The organism is Colwellia sp. MB02u-10 (genome assembly GCF_014077185.1).
Classification (GTDB): domain Bacteria; phylum Pseudomonadota; class Gammaproteobacteria; order Enterobacterales; family Alteromonadaceae; genus Cognaticolwellia.
In genome coordinates this window covers 120,528-140,461 of sequence record NZ_JACGVK010000133.1, presented here as the reverse complement: position 1 = coordinate 140,461, position 19,934 = coordinate 120,528, and the positions used below count along the sequence as shown (strand labels likewise).

Below are 19,934 nucleotides of genomic sequence, written 5' to 3'. Positions count from 1 at the left end.
ACAATACCTGTGCAAAACTCATAGGTATTGTTTGGTTCCTATCAGTGAATAAAGTGTATTGGTAAAATATTAATGAGTGTTTCCAAGTTCTTAAATAGATGGCTTAAACGTCTGTATAAACTATTAGCAATTTTGTTAGTAGTTTTTGCCGTGTCGATTAGTCTATTGCGCTTATTTTTACCCTATGCACATAATTATCGTGAAGCGGTCGAAGATTACCTCAACAACAGTTATAACAGTAATATCTCTATTGGCTCGTTAAGCATGGGCTGGGGTCAGTTAGGCCCAACATTGATCACCCAACAAGTTGAGCTTTTTTCTAATGACAACAGTAAAATATACCTTGATAGTTTGGCGGTTGAATTGGACTTTTGGCGCAGCATGCGTTCAGGACAACTGCTTACGCAAGACTTTGTTATCTCGGGCGCAGAATTAGTCTTCGAACAAGCGGCACTAGCTAACTCCGCCGTAGAAATTTCTACCAATGAAGCGGATAATCAAGATTTAATAACGTCACTTTCCTCAATATTACTTGAACAAATTTCTCGTTTTTCGATTCGTGACAGTCATGTGCTTTATCATAGCCTTGGTGGGGTGCGTGCTTTTACCATTAATGAAATGTTTTGGGCAAATGAAAACAATCAGCATAGAGCTAACGGTACTATTATCGTCGACGGTCTAAGCTCTAATAATTTAAAAGTGTTGTTAGACTTTCAAGGGTCAAGGTTTGATCAACTCAGTGGCAAAGCTTATTTAGAAGCCAATGACATTGATATTACCCCTTGGTTAGGGAAGCTTCTAGCGATTAAGGATGCCAACACCCACTCAGCAATTAACTTTAGTGCTTGGTTAAAGCTTAACACGGGTAAGCCCGAGTTTATTCAGCTCGCTCTTGGTGATAATGAAATCACTTGGCAACATCTGGGTAAAGCCCAAAAGTTTGAGATTATAGGTGGTGATATTCAAATAAAAACCTTAGACGAATCAGCGTTTAATCTAGCAACATCACCATTGACTGTTAAACGTAATGGTACGGAAACTAATAAAATATCCTTGATGGCTCAGGTTAATGGTACCCATATCAATGGTTATATTAATGCTATCGAGCTAGCAAGTTTTTCCGGCGTATCACCCTTATTAGTTGACGATGTTGGCCTTGAAAAACTATTACTAGATCTTGACGCGGTTGGCCGAGTTGAAGATATTCATTTTCGCAGTATTGCGGATAATATCGCTATAACAGCAGCATTTAGCGATGTTGGTAGCCATTTTAGTCAAGGTATTCCCGGTATTGACAATGTCAGTGGTGAATTAGTTTATGCTAATAATCAGCTGCAAATATCATTAAGTGCTGTTGATGGCGCACTCGATTTCGATAAACATTTTAAATACCCTATTCCTTACACTCGCTTAACGAGTTTGATCAATGCAAAGTTTTCAGCGGATGACTGGCAATTTTCGGTTGAAAACATAGTATTTAATTCGCCACAGTTGAGTTTAAATGCAGACGTAAAAATAAACAGTGTTAAAGATCAAGCGATGACAATGTCACTCTTGGCGAGTGCTAGTAAGGGCAATGCAGAGTTTGCTGAATATTTTTATCCCCGTTTATTAATGGGTGAGGGTCTGGTGAACTACTTAAACAGCGCGATTGTTGATGGTAAGATTAAGCAGGCTGTAGTGTTATTTAATGGGCCATTAAACAGCTTTCCTTTTAACCACCGTGAAGGTGTTTTTGTGGTTGACGCTGAGTTGTCTCAAAGTACATTTAAATTTGACCCAAAGTGGCCGGCGATTGAAAACTTCGCCGCTAACTTAAACTTCACCAATAATAGTATGCTTATTACCGGTAGAGAAGGCACATTGTCGGGTATTGACGTGACCGGTGTTCAAGCCGCCATCGCTGAGTTAACCGGTAGCCAAGTATTAACGGTTAACGCCGATATTACTCAAACCGAGCCACAATTAGTGCAGCAACTTATGGCGGCGAGTCCAATGCAAAAAACGATTGGTGTCACATTAGAGCAGGTAGTGGTTTCAGCGCCGATTAATGGTGATTTCTCTTTAACATTACCGTTAAATAATCCTGCAGCTGTTATGGCTAAAGGTTATGTTGAGTTTAAAAATAATGATGTCGCGTTACAAGCACCGCGAATGGACTTTAGCCAAGTTAATGGTCGCTTATACTATCATAATGATCGAATAACTGTTTCGGGTATTAATCTCGATTGGCGCGGAATGCCGTTAACGATTAATGTTACCGCTGAACAAAAGCCTGAGTACTATAAGGTCAGTATTGAAACACTAGCTCAGTGGCAAACTAGCCAATGGCAAAGACAATTACCTGATGAATTATTGAAATATGCTGACGGTAAAATAGACTGGCAAGGTATGCTAGCACTGAATATTAGTGATGATAAATTTAACTATGATTACCAAATACACTCGACCTTAGATGAGGTGGATTTAGCCTTACCCGTACCTTTTAGTAAGCGCATCGGCGAACAAGTTGCGGTAAAAATTCACGCCTTTGGCAATAAGTTTAATAGCAACATAAACGCTGATATGGGTGATGAACTAGGCTTTTATGCCTTACTGGATCATCAACAAACGCGTTTTTCATTAGCGCATTTAGTGCTAGGCAAGCAGACCTTAGGGTCACCCATTTCAGGGTTTCATATTAGTGCTGATCTAGCCCAAGCAAATTATCAGCAATGGCAGCCTTTAGTGTTAGATATTTTGGCGGCGGTTGAGTCTACACCAGACAAGTTAAATCCATCAGCCGTGTCATCCGATATAAAAACCCATGAGCAGAGCTTATTATCAGCACCTGATAAAATACAGGCTCAGGTTGGCAATTTAATGGTTTATGATAAAAATTTCCAGCAAGTCAATTTTGACTTTATACCTGAGTTGGATGGATGGCTGCTCAATATCAATGCTAAAGAACTAAAAGGCTCAGCTAAGTTTTATCCAGACTGGCATCAGCAAGGTATAGACATTAATGCAGATTTTGTTCATTTAACCCGTGCTAAAAATGAGTTAGTGCCAGCAGAGAGTATTGAGGCTTCTGTTGACAACACTTTGGTTAATAGCACGTCAGTTGATAAAACTGTGACTGATGAAAACCTGATCGATGAAGCACAAATTACTGAGGATATAAAATCTGGCAGCACAGTATCAGTAAAACTAGCGCCAACTAACGAAGTTGAGCTAGCGGTTGGTGAACTAAAGCAAACTCAACAAAGTAACATGGCGACTGAATCTCAGCCAATAAACTCAATTGAACAGCCAATATCGCCACTGATTGACACTGTGAGTAATGCAGAAATCTTTGCTAATGTGCCACCATTAAAGGTGACTTGTGCAAGTTGCCAGTATGATAATTATGACTTTGGTGAGGTAAGTTTTACCTTAGAGCGAGCAGATGAAAGTACGCTATTATTGAAAAATTTCACCACTAAACGTGGTAATAATGTGTTGGCATTTAACGCTCAGTGGCAACAAGACAATGAGGGGTCAAATACTCGTGTTACAGGTACATTGGCGACTGATAATGTGGCGGACGAAATAGCGCAGTTAGGTTATGTTTCGATTATAAAAGATAGTGGTGTCGAGATGCAATACGAACTTGATTGGCAGGGTGGTCCACATGACTTTGCAACTGCGACGCTTAATGGTGAGCTATCAACAACATTTGATGATGGCTATTTGGCTGATGTTGATGATAAAGGCGTGCGTATTTTATCCCTGTTAAGTTTGCAGTCACTGGTGCGTAAACTTAGTTTTGATTTTAGAGACATTTTTAGTGATGGTATGTTTTATAGTGAGCTAAAAGGCAGTTTTATGGTAAAAGATGGCGTGGCATATACTGATAATGTTCAGATGAATGGCACTGCCGGTGATTTAACCATAGTGGGTAATACCAATTTTAATAATGGTAACCTTGACTATCGGATGTCATATAAACCAAATTTAACCTCTAGTTTGCCGGTATTGGCTTGGATTGCGACACTAAATCCAGTAACATTTTTGGCGGGCATGGCACTGGATGAAGTGATCACGTCTACGGTAATTGCTGAAATTAATTTTGAAGTAACAGGTAACTTAGACGATCCGCAATTTAAACAAGTCAGTCGTAAAAATCAAAATATCAGTGTTGGCCGCTCTTCACCGCCTAAAATAGTTGAAAATATTTCAGCAGATGCTGCTAAAATAAAGGCTTCAGAGCAGCCTGAAAAACAACCTTTGTAGTGGGATTTTGATGGATGATATGGATAACATTGATAAATGATGATGGGCAATAAAATAATGCAAATTTGTGCGATACAAATGTCTTCTAATACCTGTGTTGAAGACAATATTGCTGATATTGAACAGCAATTAGCTAGCCTGGAACCAAGGCAACAACAACTGGTTTTGTTGCCTGAATGCTGTTTGTTTTTTGGTGGTAAAGATAAAGCGCAACTGGCGTTGGCAAAAGAAAACCATCAAAGCAATGGCCTAAAAATTCGGCTTGGAAAACTGGCAATAAAATATAATGTTTTTCTCGTGGCGGGCAGTATTCCAGTACTATCAAATCAGGCAGAAAAATTTACTAACAGTTGTTTTGTTTTTTCCCCTGAAGGCCAAGAACTTGGGGGCTATGATAAAATTCATTTGTTTGATGTTGCGGTGCAAGACAACGAAAAAAATTACTGTGAATCTCGTTATGTCAAAGCCGGTGATCATACTAGCGTAGTGAATCTTGCTGGTGTTAAGCTTGGCTTATCAATTTGTTATGATTTGCGTTTTCCAGCACTATTTCACCAGTTATGCCAACAAGGGGCCAAAATTATTACTGTACCCAGTGCTTTTACTCGGGTAACGGGCGCAGCACATTGGCAAACCTTATTGCAGGCGCGCGCGATTGAAAATCAAGTATATATTGTTGCCGCAGGGCAAGAAGGTGTGCATTTAAATGGCCGGGAAACTTGGGGCCACAGTATGATCATTAGTCCATGGGGCGAAATACTGGCTCAGCTTGATACCTCAAAAGGTATTATTTGTGCTGATTACCAAGAACAAGAATTAGACAAGGTACGTAAAGCTATGCCTGTTGCCACTCATAATCGTTTTAAAAATAAGTTGATGTCGTATGAATAATGTTGAGATAGAGCTTTTAGCCAATAGTGAAATTGATCAAAGTATGCTGATGGATACCTTGGATAACATTTTCCAACGTAAAGTCGATTTAGCGGATTTATATTTTCAATCCAGTAGCCATGAATCATGGATGTTAGAAGACGGTATAGTCAAAGAAGGCTCTTATAACATCGAACGTGGTGTCGGTGTACGCGCTATATCAGGTGAAAAAACCGGCTTTGCCTACTCGGATGATATTTCGCCAAGCGCATTAAAAAAAGCGGCTGATGCGGCGAAAGGCATCGCTAATGCTGAAAAATCTGCGCGAGTGCAAGTTTTTGATGGCAAAAAAATGCAGCAAAACCCCGCTCAATATCAGGCGACAGATCCACTGGCTAGTTTGCCCCAAGAGCAAAAAATAACCTTATTACACGAAGTAGAGGCTCATGCCCGTAGTGTTGATAAACGGGTTAAGCAAGTAATTGTTAACTTGTCAGGTATTTATGAAAAAATATTGGTGGCGGCCAGTGATGGCACTTATGCCACCGATATACGACCATTAGTACGGCTTAATTGTTCGGTGTTAGTTGAAGAAAACGGTAAGCGAGAGCGCGCTAGTTCTGGTGGTGGTGCGCGTACAGATTATAGTTATTTCTTTGAGTTAGAGCATAATAAACCACGTTATTTAGCCTATGCAGAAGAAGCTGTTCGCCAAGCGTTAGTTAACTTAGTCGCGATTGATTCACCGGCAGGATTATTACCGGTAGTGCTGGGCGCCGGATGGCCAGGGGTATTACTACATGAAGCGGTTGGTCATGGTTTAGAAGGTGACTTTAACCGTAAAGGCTCTTCAGCATTTTCGGGAAAAATTGGCCAAAAAGTTACCTCTGATTTATGTACTATTGTTGATGATGGCACGATGGCAAATCGTCGTGGTTCGATCAGTATTGATGACGAAGGTACGCCAGGGCAGTACAACGTGTTGATTGAAAAAGGTGTACTCAAAGGTTATATGCAAGACAAACACAATGCCGGTTTAATGGGCGTAAAGCCCACAGGTAACGGCCGACGTGAATCCTATGCAGACTTACCTATGCCGCGCATGACCAACACTTATATGTTGGCAGGTGAACATAAGCCTGAAGATATTATTAAATCTGTTAAAAAAGGTATTTACGCACCCAATTTTGCCGGTGGGCAGGTTGATATTACTTCGGGTAAATTTGTTTTCACTAGTTCAGAAGCGTATTTAATTGAAAATGGCGAAATTACTTCACCCATAAAAGGCGCGACTCTCATTGGTAGTGGCCCTGAGGCTATGAAGAACGTGAGCATGGTGGGTAATGACTTGAAACTAGATGCTGGTGTAGGTGTTTGTGGTAAAAACGGTCAAAGCTTGCCAGTTGGTGTCGGTCAACCAACCTTGAAGATTGATCAAATGACGGTGGGTGGTACGCAATAACGCCGGTCTACAGTGCTACTTTAACGACTCATAAAAAAAGCCCTTTTGGGCTTTTTTTGTTTTAAGTGATTATAAAAATTAAGAATCTTTTAGGCGAATGCCTTTCGCTTCAATGGTAATTTTACCGTTTTTCATTAAATTACCTACGGTGGCCTTAAAAGTTTTTTTACTGACTCCTAAAATACGCTTGATCAATTCTGGGTCACTTTTATCATGTAATGGACTAAAACCGTCGTGCTCGGCAATATGAGCTAATAATACTTCACTAAAGTCTTTAACTTTACCTTCGCCTGGGCGGGTCAATGATAAATCAATACGACCATCTTCACGTACTTGCTTGATATAGCCAGTTATTTTTTTACCCGTACGTAGCGGCTTAAATATTTCATTATCGTAAAGTAAACCCCAATGCAGATCATTAATAATCGCTTTAAAACCCAAGTCAGTTTTTGTGGCAATGGTTAATGTCACTTTATCCCACTTTTGATATTCGGCTGGCCAAATATCAATAAACTTATCTAATTTACTTGAGGCAACTAAACGGTCAGTTTTTAGATCGAGAAAGATCCTAACAAGATAATACTTGCCCGCTTCCATAGGGGTATGTTGTTGGTTATAAGGTACCAGTAAATCTTTAGGTAAGCCCCAATCTAGAAAGGCACCCATTTTATTCACTTGGCTAACTTTTAACGAGACAAATTCATCAACTTCCGCTAATGGCTTTTCCGTTGTTGCTACGATTCTATCTGCAGTATCTGCATAGATAAAAACCTTAACTTCACTACCCACTTGGCAATTTTCAGGCACAAAGCGATTAGGTAATAAGAGTTCACCTAATTCATTTGCATTTAAATATGCGCCATTGTCAGTAATTGCTACTACAGGAAGAGTGTTGTATTTGCCGATGCTTGCCATGTGAATTCTTGAGGTCAGTTAACTTGCGGCTATAATAACCGATCTGGCGGCAAGTTAACTATAACTTTCAATGCTAGGACTAATTTTTATTTAACTGTGCTGCTTTTGATTGCATATTTAGTTTGGTTTGAATGTATTCGCTATGTCGTAAATGCAATAAATCAGCAATCTTACGAATAATATGCTCCTCAATGCTAGCGAGTTCGCCATCGGCATAAGCGACCTGCCATAAAAGCTCCAACATTCTCACCCGTTGTTCAGTGCTGTAATTTTCGTTGATTTTAGAGGTGAATTGATAAAAATCGGTGGCGTGTTCACAAAGTAAGAGCGACTGCTTGATGATCTCAGTGACTTCATCGCTAGTTAAATGAAATTGACTGGCAATAATATCCTTGAGTTTTTGTTGTTCAGCGTTATCAAGCTGACCATCGGCAAGCATGACTTCACATAATAAGACACTACCGGCAATTTCTAAGCTTAACTCATCTGCTTGCTGATTATTTTCTTCGCCTAATAATTGGAAAAAGGCACTAATTTTTGACAACATAAATTACTCTCTTTTTAGATGATGAATACTAATGTACTTACTTTTAGGGACAAGTGCTTAATTAACTTATGTTAATAAAATATTGTAACCTTGAGTATCCTAGCTTAACTCAAGTGCCTTGGTTGCTGTTAATTAAGCCACCAACAAGGACTGTGGTAGTATTAATGCTCAGTTTTTTTGTTGTTAGTGAACTTTTGTACTCTTTTGTATTAATTAACTAATTTGACTAAAAATTTTTATAAAAGTTTACTTAATAGTGAAAAAAACCAACATATTATTAAAGTTACTATTAATTTAAGGCCTTATTTGTTTATTTATAATAAAAAATATTTTAACCTTTTGTTATATATGGTTATTTTATTATAATTTGGACTGTTTTGAAAAGCGGCGCGGAAGTTGTAACAAGCATTTACAACTTTGTTAGTTTTGTAGCCAGTAATTTCTGTATCCTACTGGCAACTAAATTAAAAATTACAACTATTTAGACTTTACGAGGACGAAATCGTGACACGGAAAAAACAAATAATTATACCTATTGTCATTTTAATCGCTGGTTTTTTGATTTTCTTTTTATTTTCAAGTATGAAAAAACCACCGGAAGAAAAAGCTGTTGTTGATAATACCCCTATCGTTGCTGTGGAAGCGATTTCACTTGCACCCATGACCTTACTCGTAGATTCATACGGTGTGGTTAAACCAAAATATGAAACTGAATTAGTCGCTCAAGTTAGTGGAGAGGTTGTTGAATTATCAGAAAAATTTGTTCGTGGTGGTTTTGTTCAGCAAGGTCAACTATTGGCCCGTATAGATCCCAGCGATTATCAAGCCGCACTCATTGAAGCCCAAGCAACCATGGCATCAGCACAGGCATCCTTAGAACAGGAACGTGCACAAGGGCAAGTTGCTGAGCAAGAATGGCAACGTATTACTGATGCAGCGCCTACGGCGTTGAGTTTACGTAAACCACAATTAGCCCAAGAAGTAGCACGGGTAAAATCCGCACAAGCGTTTATTCTGCGCGCTAAACGTAATTTAGAACGCACCGAAATTAGAGCACCGTATGATGCGATGATCGACAGCCGTAATGTCGGCTTAGGTTCGTTTGTTGGTACCGGCAGTATGATAGGTAAATTACTCGGTATTGCCATTGCTGAGGTACGTTTACCCGTTGCCGATAATCAATTAGAGTTTTTAATTGCACAAGGTAAAGACGCTAGTGTTAATTTAACTGGCATATTTGCTGGCCGTGAGACCTTGTGGGCAGCGAAAATTGTTCGTAGTGAAGGTGTTATTGATAGCAAAAGTCGCATGAGTTATTTAGTAGCTGAAATTTTTGACCCTTATGCTTTACGAGATAACAATCAAAAAACGCCTTTACGCTTTGGTGCTTATGTTAAGGCAAAAATTTTAGGGGAAGCTATAGCACAAGCGGCCAGTGTGCCGCGTTATTTAGTTGAAAATAGTCGCGTTGCGCTGTTGGACAGTGAGTCTAGATTACATTACTCAGCAGTAAAAATTGTTCGCCAAGATGGTCAAAATGTCATTATTTCAGGTGGTTTAGCTGATGGTGACCAACTAATTGTCTCAGCGCTTGACTACCCAGTTGATGGGATGAAACTGGCGTTAATTACTGATCAAGCTGACAAGCTTAATGAGCAGCCAGAAGATGCTATTGCAAGTGAGTCGCAAGTTGCATTAAATGACAGTGATTCAGGGGAATAGTCATGAGCACTCTTAAGCCTAAAGAATCTGCTGAAATTGACCACAGTATTGACACACATAGCGGCATTATAGCTTGGTTTGCGCGTAACAGTGTCGCCGCCAACTTATTGATGATTTTTATTTTAGTGGGTGGTTTACTCACCATTCAAACCATCAACAAACAAATGTTTCCGCAAGTTAAGATCAATTGGATTTCCTACACGGCGCCATACCCTGGTGCCGCACCACAAGAAGTCGAAGAAGGTATAACTATTAAAATCGAAGAGGCATTGGATACGGTTCAAGGCCTTAAGCGTGTTATTACTTATTCAAATCGTAACTTCTCTAACGGTTGGTTTGAAGTTGAGTTAGATTATGATCCCCAAGTCGTGCTAGAAGAAGTTAAATCAGCAATAGACTCAATCTCTAGCTTCCCTGATGGCATGGAGCGAATAAAAGTCGAGCGGGAAAAATTTCGCCAAGAAGTGATGTACTTGAGTTTATATGGCGATCTAACCAACGGCGAATTAAAAGAGCTTGGCCGTAAAGTTCATAATGAAATTCAGCAACTACCTGCAGTTAATATCTCTGATTTATTTAGTGGTTTAGATTATGAAATATCTATTGAAGTCAGCAAAGATAAGTTGCGAGAGTACGGCTTAAGTTTTAATGACATCGCCAATGCGGTGCGCAGTTATTCTCGTAATATGTCGGCGGGACAAATCCGTGCAGAAAATGGCTATATTAACTTACGGGTAGAAAATCAAGCTTATCGAGGCTATGAGTTCGAACAAATTCCGGTGGTAACCTTAGCCGATGGCACGCGTATTTTGTTAGGCGAAATTGCCACTATTATTGATGGCTTTGAAGAAGGTCTACAATATTCTAAGTTCAACGGTGAAAACTCAGTCACCTTATTTATCGGTGCCGCTGATAACCAAAGCATCACAGATATTGCCAATGTGGTGAAAAAATACGTTGAAGAAAAATCAGCAATATTACCCGCAGGGGTCAAGTTAGAAACTTGGGTTGACATGACCTACTACCTTGAAGGTCGCTTAAACATGATGGTAGACAACATGCAAAGTGGTGCTGTGTTGGTATTTTTAATGTTGGCGTTATTTTTACGTGTGCGCTTGGCTTTTTGGGTCATGATGGGCTTACCAGTTTGTTTTCTCGGTACTTTATTCGTCATGCCACTTGAGTTTGTTAATGTCACCATCAACGTTATTAGCTTGTTCGCCTTCATTTTAGTACTCGGCATTGTGGTTGATGACGCGATTGTTATGGGGGAGAGTGCCCATGAAGAAATTGAAGAGCATGGCCATAGTACCGACAATGTTATTCGTGGTGTCAAGCGTGTTGCCATGCCGGCCACCTTTGGTGTTTTAACAACGATTGCGGTATTTTTGCCCTTTCTTTTTGGCGAAGGGCCGTCTTCAGCGTTTGGTAAAGCTATTGGCTCTGTGGTTATTTTGTGCTTAATTTTTTCTTTGATTGAATCTAAACTTATTTTGCCTGCGCACTTAGTTAAAATGAAAATGAAAGCATTTAACCCTAAAAATCCGATTGATAGATTACGCGCCTGGATTGATAGCAAGTTAAAAAGCTTTATTGAGCATGTTTATCGCCCAGCTTTAGCTATATTTATTCAATATCGTTATGGGGTATTAATGTTTTTTATTAGCTTAATGCTCATCAGTGGTGGTTTGTTTAGTGGTGGTTTTGTTCGTTTTGTGGGCCAGCCTAAAATTCCACATGATTTTCCGCGTGTTACTGTCGAAATGAATGTTGATGCTTCTGAACAAGCGACCTTAGATACCTTGCTAAACATTCAAGGGATTATTAACCGTATTGATCAAGAAATTACCGAGCAATATGGTAATTCAATGATCTCTGATATGCAGGTCGATTTGCGCAGCAGAACCAGTGGCCAGTTAATGGTGAAGTTAGTGATGCCTGAATTACGGCCGATGGATACCTTTGAGTTGGCTGATTTATGGCGTAAAGCTATTCCAAATTATCCCGGCGTTAAATCATTCACTATAGGTGACAACTTATTTGGTGGCGGCCGAGATGATGGTGATATTGCTTTTAGATTAGAAAGTCAAAATGATGCAGAATTATTAGCAGCAGCAAAAGAATTAAAAACTAAGCTTAACTCGCTTAAAGGCATTGGTGATGTCAATGACAGCCGTCAAACTAGCGCTAAAGAGGTGCAATTTGAATTAAAACCGTTAGCGTACAGCTTGAGTTTAACCTTAGCAGACATTGCCTCACAAGTGAGTTATAGCTTTTATGGTTTAGAAGCGCAGCGCATTTTACGTGACAGTGAAGAAGTGAAAGTTATGGTGCGATACCCACTTGAGCAACGCAGCTCTGTGGGTCATGTTGATGATGTAATGATACAAGCGCCCAATGGTGCGGAATTACCCTTATCTGAACTGGCGATTATTACCTTACAAGATGGTGTGACACGTATCCGCCGTGAAAATGGTAATCGTACCGTCAACGTTTGGGCCAGTGTTGATGCAGATCAGGTCGAACCGTTTAAAGTGGCTAATGATATTCAAGATAATTTCATGCCAGAATTATTAAGAAAATATCCACAAGTTAACAGTGAAGTCACCGGCAGTATTCAAGAAGAAATGGATAGTGCTGATGATCAATTACGCGATTTTGTCATCTCAGCAATGATTATATTTTCATTGCTAGCGATACCGTTAAAATCATATTCACAGGCGCTGATGATTATGGTGGTTATTCCCTTTGGTATTATTGGTGCGGTTATTGGCCACTTTATTTTAGGGATGGACTTAAGTGCTTTATCTGTGATGGGAATGCTAGCGGCTGCCGGGGTGGTGGTGAATGACTCGCTAGTTATGGTTGATTATGTTAATAATGCTAGAAAACGTGGCGAACGCTTAAAAGATGCGGTAATGCATGCGGGTAGTAAACGCTTTAGAGCCATCATGTTAACGTCAATTACTACCTTTATTGGTTTAGTACCGATTATCTTCTTTGAAGTGAGTGCACAAGCACAAATTGTGATTCCAATGGCGGTTTCATTAGCTTTTGGCGTGTTATTTGCCACTATAGTAACGCTAGTACTTATCCCTTGCCTCTACCTTATTGTTGAAGATATTAAAGCATTATTTAAGCGCAATAAAAAAGTGCCTTTAGCTCAGGAACCAGTGTTAGATAGTAGTATAAGCAGTGAAAGCTTGTAGGGATAATGTTTTAATCGTTAATCGTTAATCGTTAATCGTTAAAACTTAAAACTAAAGAAGCCATCACAATGTGATGGCTTCTTATTAAGTTAAGCTATTTAATCTATCAGGTTGACGTGATTAAGTATTACTTTACGCCAAGCTCTTTTAATCTTTCTAATAAGTAACTCGCATGAGTGTGCTTTTCTGACAAGACCACTTCATTACGCGGATGTAAAAATAGTGGTAAAGAAATGCGTGATTTAGCAGCATTTTTCCCTGTTGGATTAATCACTCTATGACTGGTTGATGGGAAATAGCCTTGCGATGCCTCCTGCAGCATATCACCGATGTTAACAATTAAATGACCAAAATCAGCTGGCACATCTAGCCATTCACCATCTTGTGCTTTTACTTGTAAACCAGGTTCGTTGGCTGCGGGTAAAATAGTGAGTAGGTTGATATCTTCGTGTGCTGCTGCACGGATAGCACCGGGTTCTTCTGTACCGTTTAATGGCGGATAATGTAGAATACGTAACAAGGTATTTGGCGTATCTTTGATCATATGCGACAGCGGCTCAGAATAGTGTTTAGTGACCTCTGGTGGGCTATGTTTCTCTACCCAATCAAGTAACTCACTCGCTAGATCTGAAGCCATTTTATAATAATTAAGAATATCAGCTTTCAGTTGTGCTGGAATGCGTCCCCAAGGGTAGACATGATAATATTCTTTAATATCTTTTTTGTTATGACCTTTGGCGGTTTCTGATATTTCAGGGGCAAAATAACCGTCTTGCTTTTCAGGATCAAAGGCAAACCCTTGTTTTTCTTCTTGTGAGAAAAACACATACCAATCTTGATATATTTTATCGACTAAAGCTTGTTGAATTGGATGGTTAGTTAACACACCAAAACCTGTGTTTCGTAAACTTTCAACAAATTTTTCTGCGGCATCACTTGCCTGATAATCAATAACTTGTACTTGCATAATATTTCCCTAATGCTTAATCTTTATCTTAGGTATTATACCTATTGAAATAATTTTCGCTAACTGATCCATGTATGAGTACAAGAAGTGTTATCTATTCTAGTTAAAGATACTCTAGCTAGAATAGATAAGTTAAAGGAAAAGCGGCAATTGACTCTCCGTGGTGATAAAGCCAATAATAAAGTTTATTTTACTTTAGGTTAAATAACTCGCTGTCTATTGAGTTTGTACCGTATTTACTTAACACAGGGATATTTTAGTGTTCATAACCATCTCATCATCTATTATTATTTGTTATTCATTAATTTTGTAAATAAAAGAGAAGTAAAATGATAAAAAACCTGGCTCTGATAGTTTCCTCAGTGGTATTTTTTTCAGCATGTAGTAGCAATAATAGTGCTTGTGAAGATGTAACCTTAGCCGCAGAGCAAGTGCAGCAATGTCAGTCATTGCATAAACAAATTATTAACACTAAAAGTAAACCTTTGATACGCACAGAATTGGAACGCAGATACCAACAAGATTGTATTGATATTCGCTACTATCGAGACGACAAACAAGTTGGAGTTTGTGGCAATAAAGCAGAAGTTGTTGAGTCTCAAAAAATTAGTCAGTAAAAGCAAAGTTTTAGCTATATGTATGGCCTATTTTTTGTTAGTTTAAAGTGTATTTAAAAAATTTGGGGAAATATAACGGGCCCCATAATAAAAATTTAACTGTGCAGTATGGTGTAAAAGTTGACGAATTCATTAGATTTATTAAATCCATTGGCCAATTCAAATGAAGGTTCGGCAAAAGAATCTCTTACATTACTGAACGAGTATCAAAAGCTTCAAGACCGTTACACCACCTTATTGACACTAAACCAATTATCAATTGATTGTGTTGACCTTAGTGAATTTTTTAAACAAGTTCATCACGCGATTGCTACTGTGATGAGCGCCAATAATTTTTACATCGTGCTATATGAACAAACATTATCCACCTTAGAGATTGTTTATCATATTGATGAAAAAGACAAAATGGATCTGGGTGTTTATCCCATGAATGACTTTAAAGGTTCAATGACAAATTATGTTATTGAACATGGAAAAGCTTTATTGGCGACACCAGAAGTTATTGCACAACTAGCGCAAGAGAAAAAAATTAAGTCTATCGGAGCCACTGGCATCGATTGGCTTGGTGTACCTTTGGTACATGATGGTTTTGTCATCGGGCTTATGGCCGTGCAAAGTTACTCCGCAGCAACGCGCTATCAAGAGTATGAACGAGATTTACTGGAATTTGCCGCTCAACATATTGTTACCGCATTAACGCGCTTACAGGATCGAGAGCGATTACAAGCCGCGGTTGATGCACGTACACAAGAATTAATGGCACAAATTCGCAATCGAGAAAAAGCGGAGTTACTGCAAGAGTCGTTATACCGAATTTCAGAACTCACCAATGATCCCGACTTAGATATTGATATTTTTTACGACATGGTGCACAACATTGTTGGACAGTTAATCAATGCAGAAAATTTTTATATTGCTAATTATAATCAGGCAGATGATGAACTATTTTTTGCTTATTTCCTCGACCAAGGGTCTAATAACACCGACCAAGATTATCAACCAAGAAAACTGTCAAACCACTTTACTGAATTAGTCTTACGAAGCGGCGAAACTGTGTTGCTAGATCAGCAAGCTATGTTAGCGTTACATCAACAGGGTAAAACCATTAAGCCGGATGTTAATGTTGTATCATGGCTTGGCGTGCCATTAGTTCACTCAGGTGAAATGCTCGGTGCAATGGTTTTACAAAGTTACCAGCAAGCAATATGCTTTACTGAACAAGATGCTGAGTTATTGCGATTTGTTTCACGGCATGTGGCCTCAGCGATGAATCGTCGTAAAATTACTGAAAATGAGCGCAAAGCGCATGAACTGTTAGAGCACCAAGTAAAACTACGCACTGCCGATTTAGAAGACGAAATTAAACAGCGTAAAGCAGCCGAAAAACAACTGCAGCATGCTGCCTCACACGATATTCTCACCGGTTTACCTAATCGAGCCGTATTTATTGAGCTATTAAATAAGGCTATTGCCGGTAATAAACGGCGACCAGAATTTAAATTTGCTGTGTTTTTCCTAGATTTAGACCGCTTTAAAATGGTCAACGACAATTTAGGTCATCACGCCGGCGACCTTTTATTGAAAGAAATTGCTCGAGCGTTAATTGACGTGGTCAGAGGCAATGACACTGTTGCGCGCTTAGGTGGTGATGAATTTGTTATTTTAATAGAAAATATAGAGAGCGCTGCTAGAACATATGAAATTGCCGATCGAATAACAGCTTTGTTATCTTCACCATTTACCATTGAAAATCAGACCATATTTATAGGCACCAGCATAGGGGTGTTATTTAATGACGAACGCTATACCAGCGCTGATGCTATGCTCAGAGATGCCGATATAGCCATGTACCACGCAAAAAATAACGGTAAAGGGCGCTTTGAGGTCTTTGACTCAAGTATGCATACAAAAATGCAAAACGCCTTGTCACTGGAAGCTGATATTCGAGAGGGCATTGATAATCAAGAATTTATACCTTATTTTCAACCTATAGTACAACTTGTTGACGGCGAGATCGTTGGCTTTGAGGCTTTGGCGCGCTGGCAGAATGATAAGCGTGGCTTTGTGTTACCGGATGACTTTATAGCACTAGCAGAAGAAACCAATTTAGTCATGGCGATTGATTTACAAATCCTAGAAAAATCATGCCAACAACTCAAATTGTGGCAGCAGAGTTCAGGCTCAGATCAACTTTATGTCAGTTGTAACTTATATTGTAATCATTTTTTCAGTTTACATTTACCACAAGATATTCAAGCTATTATCGATAAAACCGGTGTGCAGCCGCATCAAATTCGTGTCGAATTGACCGAGCGAGCTTTGTTAGAAAATAGTGATATTGTACTCAACAATATGCGGTTATTGAATGAAATGGGTGTCAAGATATTGCTTGACGATTTTGGCACCGGCTATTCGAGTTTAAGCTATTTACATCGTTTTCCAATGGATGTGATCAAAATTGATCGTTCTTTTATTAATAGTGAGCACGAAAGAAGTAACCATCAAGCGATCATTAAAACCATTATTGATTTAGCCGCCAATTTAAATATGGAGACCGTGGGTGAAGGTATTGAACATGAATCAGATGCGCAATTATTAAGAGCAATGGGCTGTGTTTATGGCCAAGGTTATTACTATTGTAAACCGTTACCAGCCGAAGAAATAGCTAGCCTTTTGTGCAGTGAAAGCTAAACCTTAGCATTTAGTACTGGAAGAAAAATGCGGTAAAAATCCACTAATAATTAGCTTATGTGTGGATTTTTTAGATCTAACCTTAGCCATGATAGTGACTTTATCATCATAAGGGGCATTTTTGATGTGCGTTTAAATGAACTAAAATTTGAATGTGATGGAGTTTTTTAGCTGTTTGCGGTAATTTATGCTGTAAATAAAGTGATTAACCATAAAATTGACTGAAAATGATAAGTAACAAACCTAAAACCTTAGACCGTATCGATTTAACTATTTTAGATGCTTTACAAAAAAATGGTCGAATTTCAAATAGTACACTGGCACAACGGGTCAATTTAAGTGCTAGCCCGTGCTTAGAACGTGTAAAACGTCTTGAACAAGAAGGCTATATCGAGCGCTACGGTGCTTTTTTAAATGCCAGTAAGTTAAGGTATGGCATGACCGCTTTTATTCAAGTGACCCTTGATCGTACCACGGCGGATATATTTAATAAATTTCGTGCACAGGTTATTGAAATTAAAGAAGTAGCTGAATGTCACATGGTGGTTGGTGGCTTTGATTACTTATTAAAATTACGTTTTGAAAATATGGAAGCCTATCGGATACTTTTAGGTAATATTGTTGATTTGCCAGGAGTCTCTCAAACCCATACTTATGTGGTTATGGAGCATGTAAAGCGCTACTCGGGCGTACCTATTTTCGACTAACAAGCACAAGCGTGCAAAGTTATATTAACACTGCTTGGTTTAGCCAGCGTTTGCTTTTGCAATGTGGAACTAGTTTTCTGACATGACAGTCGATATAGTGTCTTGAGATGTTTTAGCCAATTTTAGTAAGGTATATTGCTAAATAGGCCAAAATGTAATTATAAAATAATAAAACCAAATGACTGCATTAATTGCCCAATTAGCAAGTAATTTAAGTGTCCAATTGGTAGAGGTTAATGAAATACCATGAATATATGCCCATCAAAGATAATCAAAAAATCAAGCCTAGTTGCCCTGGCTATCGTCGCTTTATTTGCCTGTAATAAGCCAACTTCTACACCCTTGCAAATTAACCTAAAAGACTTATCTAGTGAGGTTAATGCTGACAATATCAAAGCCCATATAGAATTTCTGGCTGATGACACCTTACAGGGTAGGGATACCGGTAGTAGTGGCTACCAAATTGCGGCCAACTATGTGAAATCTTATTTTAAGCAGCTGGGGTTAACTCCACAAGGGAGCAATATCACCAATGAGTCTCTTGGTTTTGAACAGCAAGTCCGATTTCGTAAAAGTTATCTTATTGACGGCTCTGCCCAAGCAACTATTCATGGCTTAGCGGGCGATATTGAACTGGATTTTTTGACCGATTTTTTAATGTCGGGTTCAAGCTTACAAAATGAAACGGCGATTACCGCCCCAACCGTGTTTGTTGGCTACGGGGTTATATCTGCAGAGTTTGGTTATAACGATTATGAAAACATTGATGTTAATGGCAAAATTGTTGTTGCTTTAACTGGCCGACCTGATGATTTACCCTCTGAAGAAGGTGCACATATTGGCTCAAATGCCGAGAAGAGTCGACATGCTGCAGAACATGGTGCTATTGGTTTTATTACGATACACAGTCCCAAACGTGAAAAAGTGCGCAGTTTTGAAAAGTCAGCGCAATATGCAAAAGCGCCGAGTGTTAGCTGGCTTACTCAAGATAATATGCCGTTTGGTAAACAAGAAAAAATTATAACGGGAGCCTATATAGCCCCAGAGGCAGCCGAGGCGTTATTTGTAGGTGCAGCAAGCACATTAGCGGATATTTATGCTGCCGACACTAATGATATGGCCATTAAAGGTTTTGCCTTGCCGTATCAAGTTACCTTGAAAAACCGCTCACGTCATGAACAGATCACTAGCCCTAATATTATCGCCGCAGTTACAGGTAGCGATGAAAAATTAAAAAACGAATATGTTGTCTTTAGTGCCCACCTTGACCACATCGGCATAAGTGCTGATAGTGACAATGAAGACACTATCAATAATGGCGCCTTAGATAATGCTTCAGGTGTGGCCATTTTACTTGAAACCGCACGTTTATTAGCACAAATGCCCATCAAGCCAAAACGTTCAGTGCTGTTTGTTGTGGTGACCGGCGAAGAAAAAGGTTTGCTAGGTTCGAGTTATTTTGCCAATAATCCCACCATACCTGTGTCGCAATTAGTCGCCAATGTGAATTTGGATATGCCGTTAATTTTATATCCCTTTGCTGATGTTATCGCTTTTGGCTCTACTCATTCAACGATGGGGAAAATTGTCGCGACAGCAGCACAGAAAATCGATATAGAACTGAGTGAAGACCCAATGCCAGAACAGGCACTTTTTACCCGTAGTGATCATTACAGCTTTGTTAAGGTTGGTATTCCATCGGTCTTTTTAATGACAGGTTTTAAATCAACAGATGCAAGTATTGATGGTGGTGCAGTATTTGGTGATTTCTTGAAAAATCATTACCATCAACACAGTGACGAAATCAGCTTACCCATAAATTACCAAGCGGCGGCTAACTTTGCATTGGTTAATATGATGATAGGTTTGGAAATAGCTAACCAAGTGGCGCGACCACAGTGGCATAGTGGTGATTTTTTCGGCTCAACATTTGGGCAATAAATAAACTGACAAGGTTTTAATTAGGGTGATTA

General features: G+C 39.1%; 12 protein-coding genes. 9 read left to right on the top strand and 3 right to left on the bottom strand.

The genetic code is table 11. The annotated features are described in order from the left end of the window. Window positions 1–72 precede the first annotated feature (72 nt). Genes H4J59_RS15500 through tldD form a run of 3 tightly spaced genes read left to right on the top strand, consistent with a single transcriptional unit; the run spans window position 73 to window position 6,586 of the window. On the top strand, window positions 73–4,254 hold the full coding sequence (locus H4J59_RS15500; RefSeq protein WP_259369555.1) for a YhdP family protein: 4,182 nt from the start codon (window positions 73–75) through the stop codon (window positions 4,252–4,254). Window positions 4,255–4,311: 57 nt separating this feature from the next. Further along, window positions 4,312–5,145, top strand: coding sequence for a carbon-nitrogen hydrolase family protein (locus H4J59_RS15495; protein ID WP_182240862.1), 834 nt, complete (start codon window positions 4,312–4,314; stop codon window positions 5,143–5,145). Next, entirely contained in the window at window positions 5,138–6,586 is a 1,449-nt protein-coding gene (gene tldD / locus H4J59_RS15490; RefSeq protein WP_182240860.1) for a metalloprotease TldD, read from the top strand. Before H4J59_RS15495 ends, tldD begins: the two co-directional genes overlap by 8 nt. 78 nt (window positions 6,587–6,664) lie before the next feature. Here tldD and H4J59_RS15485 read toward each other — a convergent pair whose 3' ends face one another. Both H4J59_RS15485 and H4J59_RS15480 read right to left on the bottom strand, forming a co-directional pair. Then, window positions 6,665–7,501, bottom strand: coding sequence for a S1 RNA-binding domain-containing protein (locus H4J59_RS15485; RefSeq protein ID WP_182136631.1), 837 nt, complete (start codon window positions 7,499–7,501; stop codon window positions 6,665–6,667). A 79-nt stretch (window positions 7,502–7,580) separates the two neighbouring features. Further along, on the bottom strand, window positions 7,581–8,048 hold the full coding sequence (locus H4J59_RS15480) for a TerB family tellurite resistance protein (protein WP_182240858.1): 468 nt from the start codon (window positions 8,046–8,048) through the stop codon (window positions 7,581–7,583). A gap of 504 nt (window positions 8,049–8,552) precedes the next feature. On the opposite strand from H4J59_RS15480, the gene H4J59_RS15475 reads away from it, so the two are divergent. Both H4J59_RS15475 and H4J59_RS15470 read left to right on the top strand, forming a co-directional pair. Beyond that, the gene (locus tag H4J59_RS15475; protein WP_182240856.1) at window positions 8,553–9,770 is read left to right on the top strand and encodes an efflux RND transporter periplasmic adaptor subunit; all 1,218 of its coding nucleotides are present in this window, start codon (window positions 8,553–8,555) and stop codon (window positions 9,768–9,770) included. A 2-nt stretch (window positions 9,771–9,772) separates the two neighbouring features. Continuing rightward, window positions 9,773–12,979: an efflux RND transporter permease subunit gene (locus tag H4J59_RS15470; RefSeq protein WP_182240854.1), complete on the top strand. Its 3,207-nt coding sequence runs from the start codon at window positions 9,773–9,775 to the stop codon at window positions 12,977–12,979. Between the two features lie 127 nt (window positions 12,980–13,106). Here the strand turns inward: H4J59_RS15470 and H4J59_RS15465 are convergent, their stop codons facing one another. Beyond that, window positions 13,107–13,946: an isopenicillin N synthase family oxygenase gene (locus H4J59_RS15465; RefSeq protein ID WP_182240852.1), complete on the bottom strand. Its 840-nt coding sequence runs from the start codon at window positions 13,944–13,946 to the stop codon at window positions 13,107–13,109. Window positions 13,947–14,275: 329 nt separating this feature from the next. On the opposite strand from H4J59_RS15465, the gene H4J59_RS15460 reads away from it, so the two are divergent. The 4 genes from H4J59_RS15460 (at window position 14,276) to H4J59_RS15445 (ending at window position 19,902) form a co-directional block, all read left to right on the top strand. Continuing rightward, window positions 14,276–14,563, top strand: coding sequence for a hypothetical protein (locus H4J59_RS15460; protein ID WP_182240851.1), 288 nt, complete (start codon window positions 14,276–14,278; stop codon window positions 14,561–14,563). A gap of 120 nt (window positions 14,564–14,683) precedes the next feature. Beyond that, a complete protein-coding gene (locus tag H4J59_RS15455; RefSeq protein ID WP_182240849.1) occupies window positions 14,684–17,254 on the top strand; it encodes an EAL domain-containing protein in 2,571 nt (856 codons plus the stop codon). 227 nt (window positions 17,255–17,481) lie between these two features. Then, a complete protein-coding gene (locus tag H4J59_RS15450; RefSeq protein ID WP_182240847.1) occupies window positions 17,482–17,961 on the top strand; it encodes a winged helix-turn-helix transcriptional regulator in 480 nt (159 codons plus the stop codon). 246 nt (window positions 17,962–18,207) lie between these two features. Next, window positions 18,208–19,902, top strand: coding sequence for a M28 family metallopeptidase (locus H4J59_RS15445; protein WP_182240845.1), 1,695 nt, complete (start codon window positions 18,208–18,210; stop codon window positions 19,900–19,902). The last annotated feature ends 32 nt before the right edge of the window (window positions 19,903–19,934 follow it).

Excerpts from the sequence above, each read along its gene's own strand:
- H4J59_RS15480 (WP_182240858.1), bottom strand. The coding sequence starts at position 8,048 with ATGTTGTCAAAAATTAGTGCCTTTTTCCAATTATTAGGCGAAGAAAAT.
- H4J59_RS15500 (WP_259369555.1), top strand. The coding sequence starts at position 73 with ATGAGTGTTTCCAAGTTCTTAAATAGATGGCTTAAACGTCTGTATAAA.
- H4J59_RS15460 (WP_182240851.1), top strand. The coding sequence starts at position 14,276 with ATGATAAAAAACCTGGCTCTGATAGTTTCCTCAGTGGTATTTTTTTCA.
- H4J59_RS15485 (WP_182136631.1), bottom strand. The coding sequence starts at position 7,501 with ATGGCAAGCATCGGCAAATACAACACTCTTCCTGTAGTAGCAATTACT.
- H4J59_RS15495 (WP_182240862.1), top strand. The coding sequence starts at position 4,312 with ATGCAAATTTGTGCGATACAAATGTCTTCTAATACCTGTGTTGAAGAC.
- H4J59_RS15445 (WP_182240845.1), top strand. The coding sequence starts at position 18,208 with ATGAATATATGCCCATCAAAGATAATCAAAAAATCAAGCCTAGTTGCC.
- H4J59_RS15470 (WP_182240854.1), top strand. The coding sequence starts at position 9,773 with ATGAGCACTCTTAAGCCTAAAGAATCTGCTGAAATTGACCACAGTATT.
- H4J59_RS15465 (WP_182240852.1), bottom strand. The coding sequence starts at position 13,946 with ATGCAAGTACAAGTTATTGATTATCAGGCAAGTGATGCCGCAGAAAAA.
- H4J59_RS15450 (WP_182240847.1), top strand. The coding sequence starts at position 17,482 with ATGATAAGTAACAAACCTAAAACCTTAGACCGTATCGATTTAACTATT.
- tldD (WP_182240860.1), top strand. The coding sequence starts at position 5,138 with ATGAATAATGTTGAGATAGAGCTTTTAGCCAATAGTGAAATTGATCAA.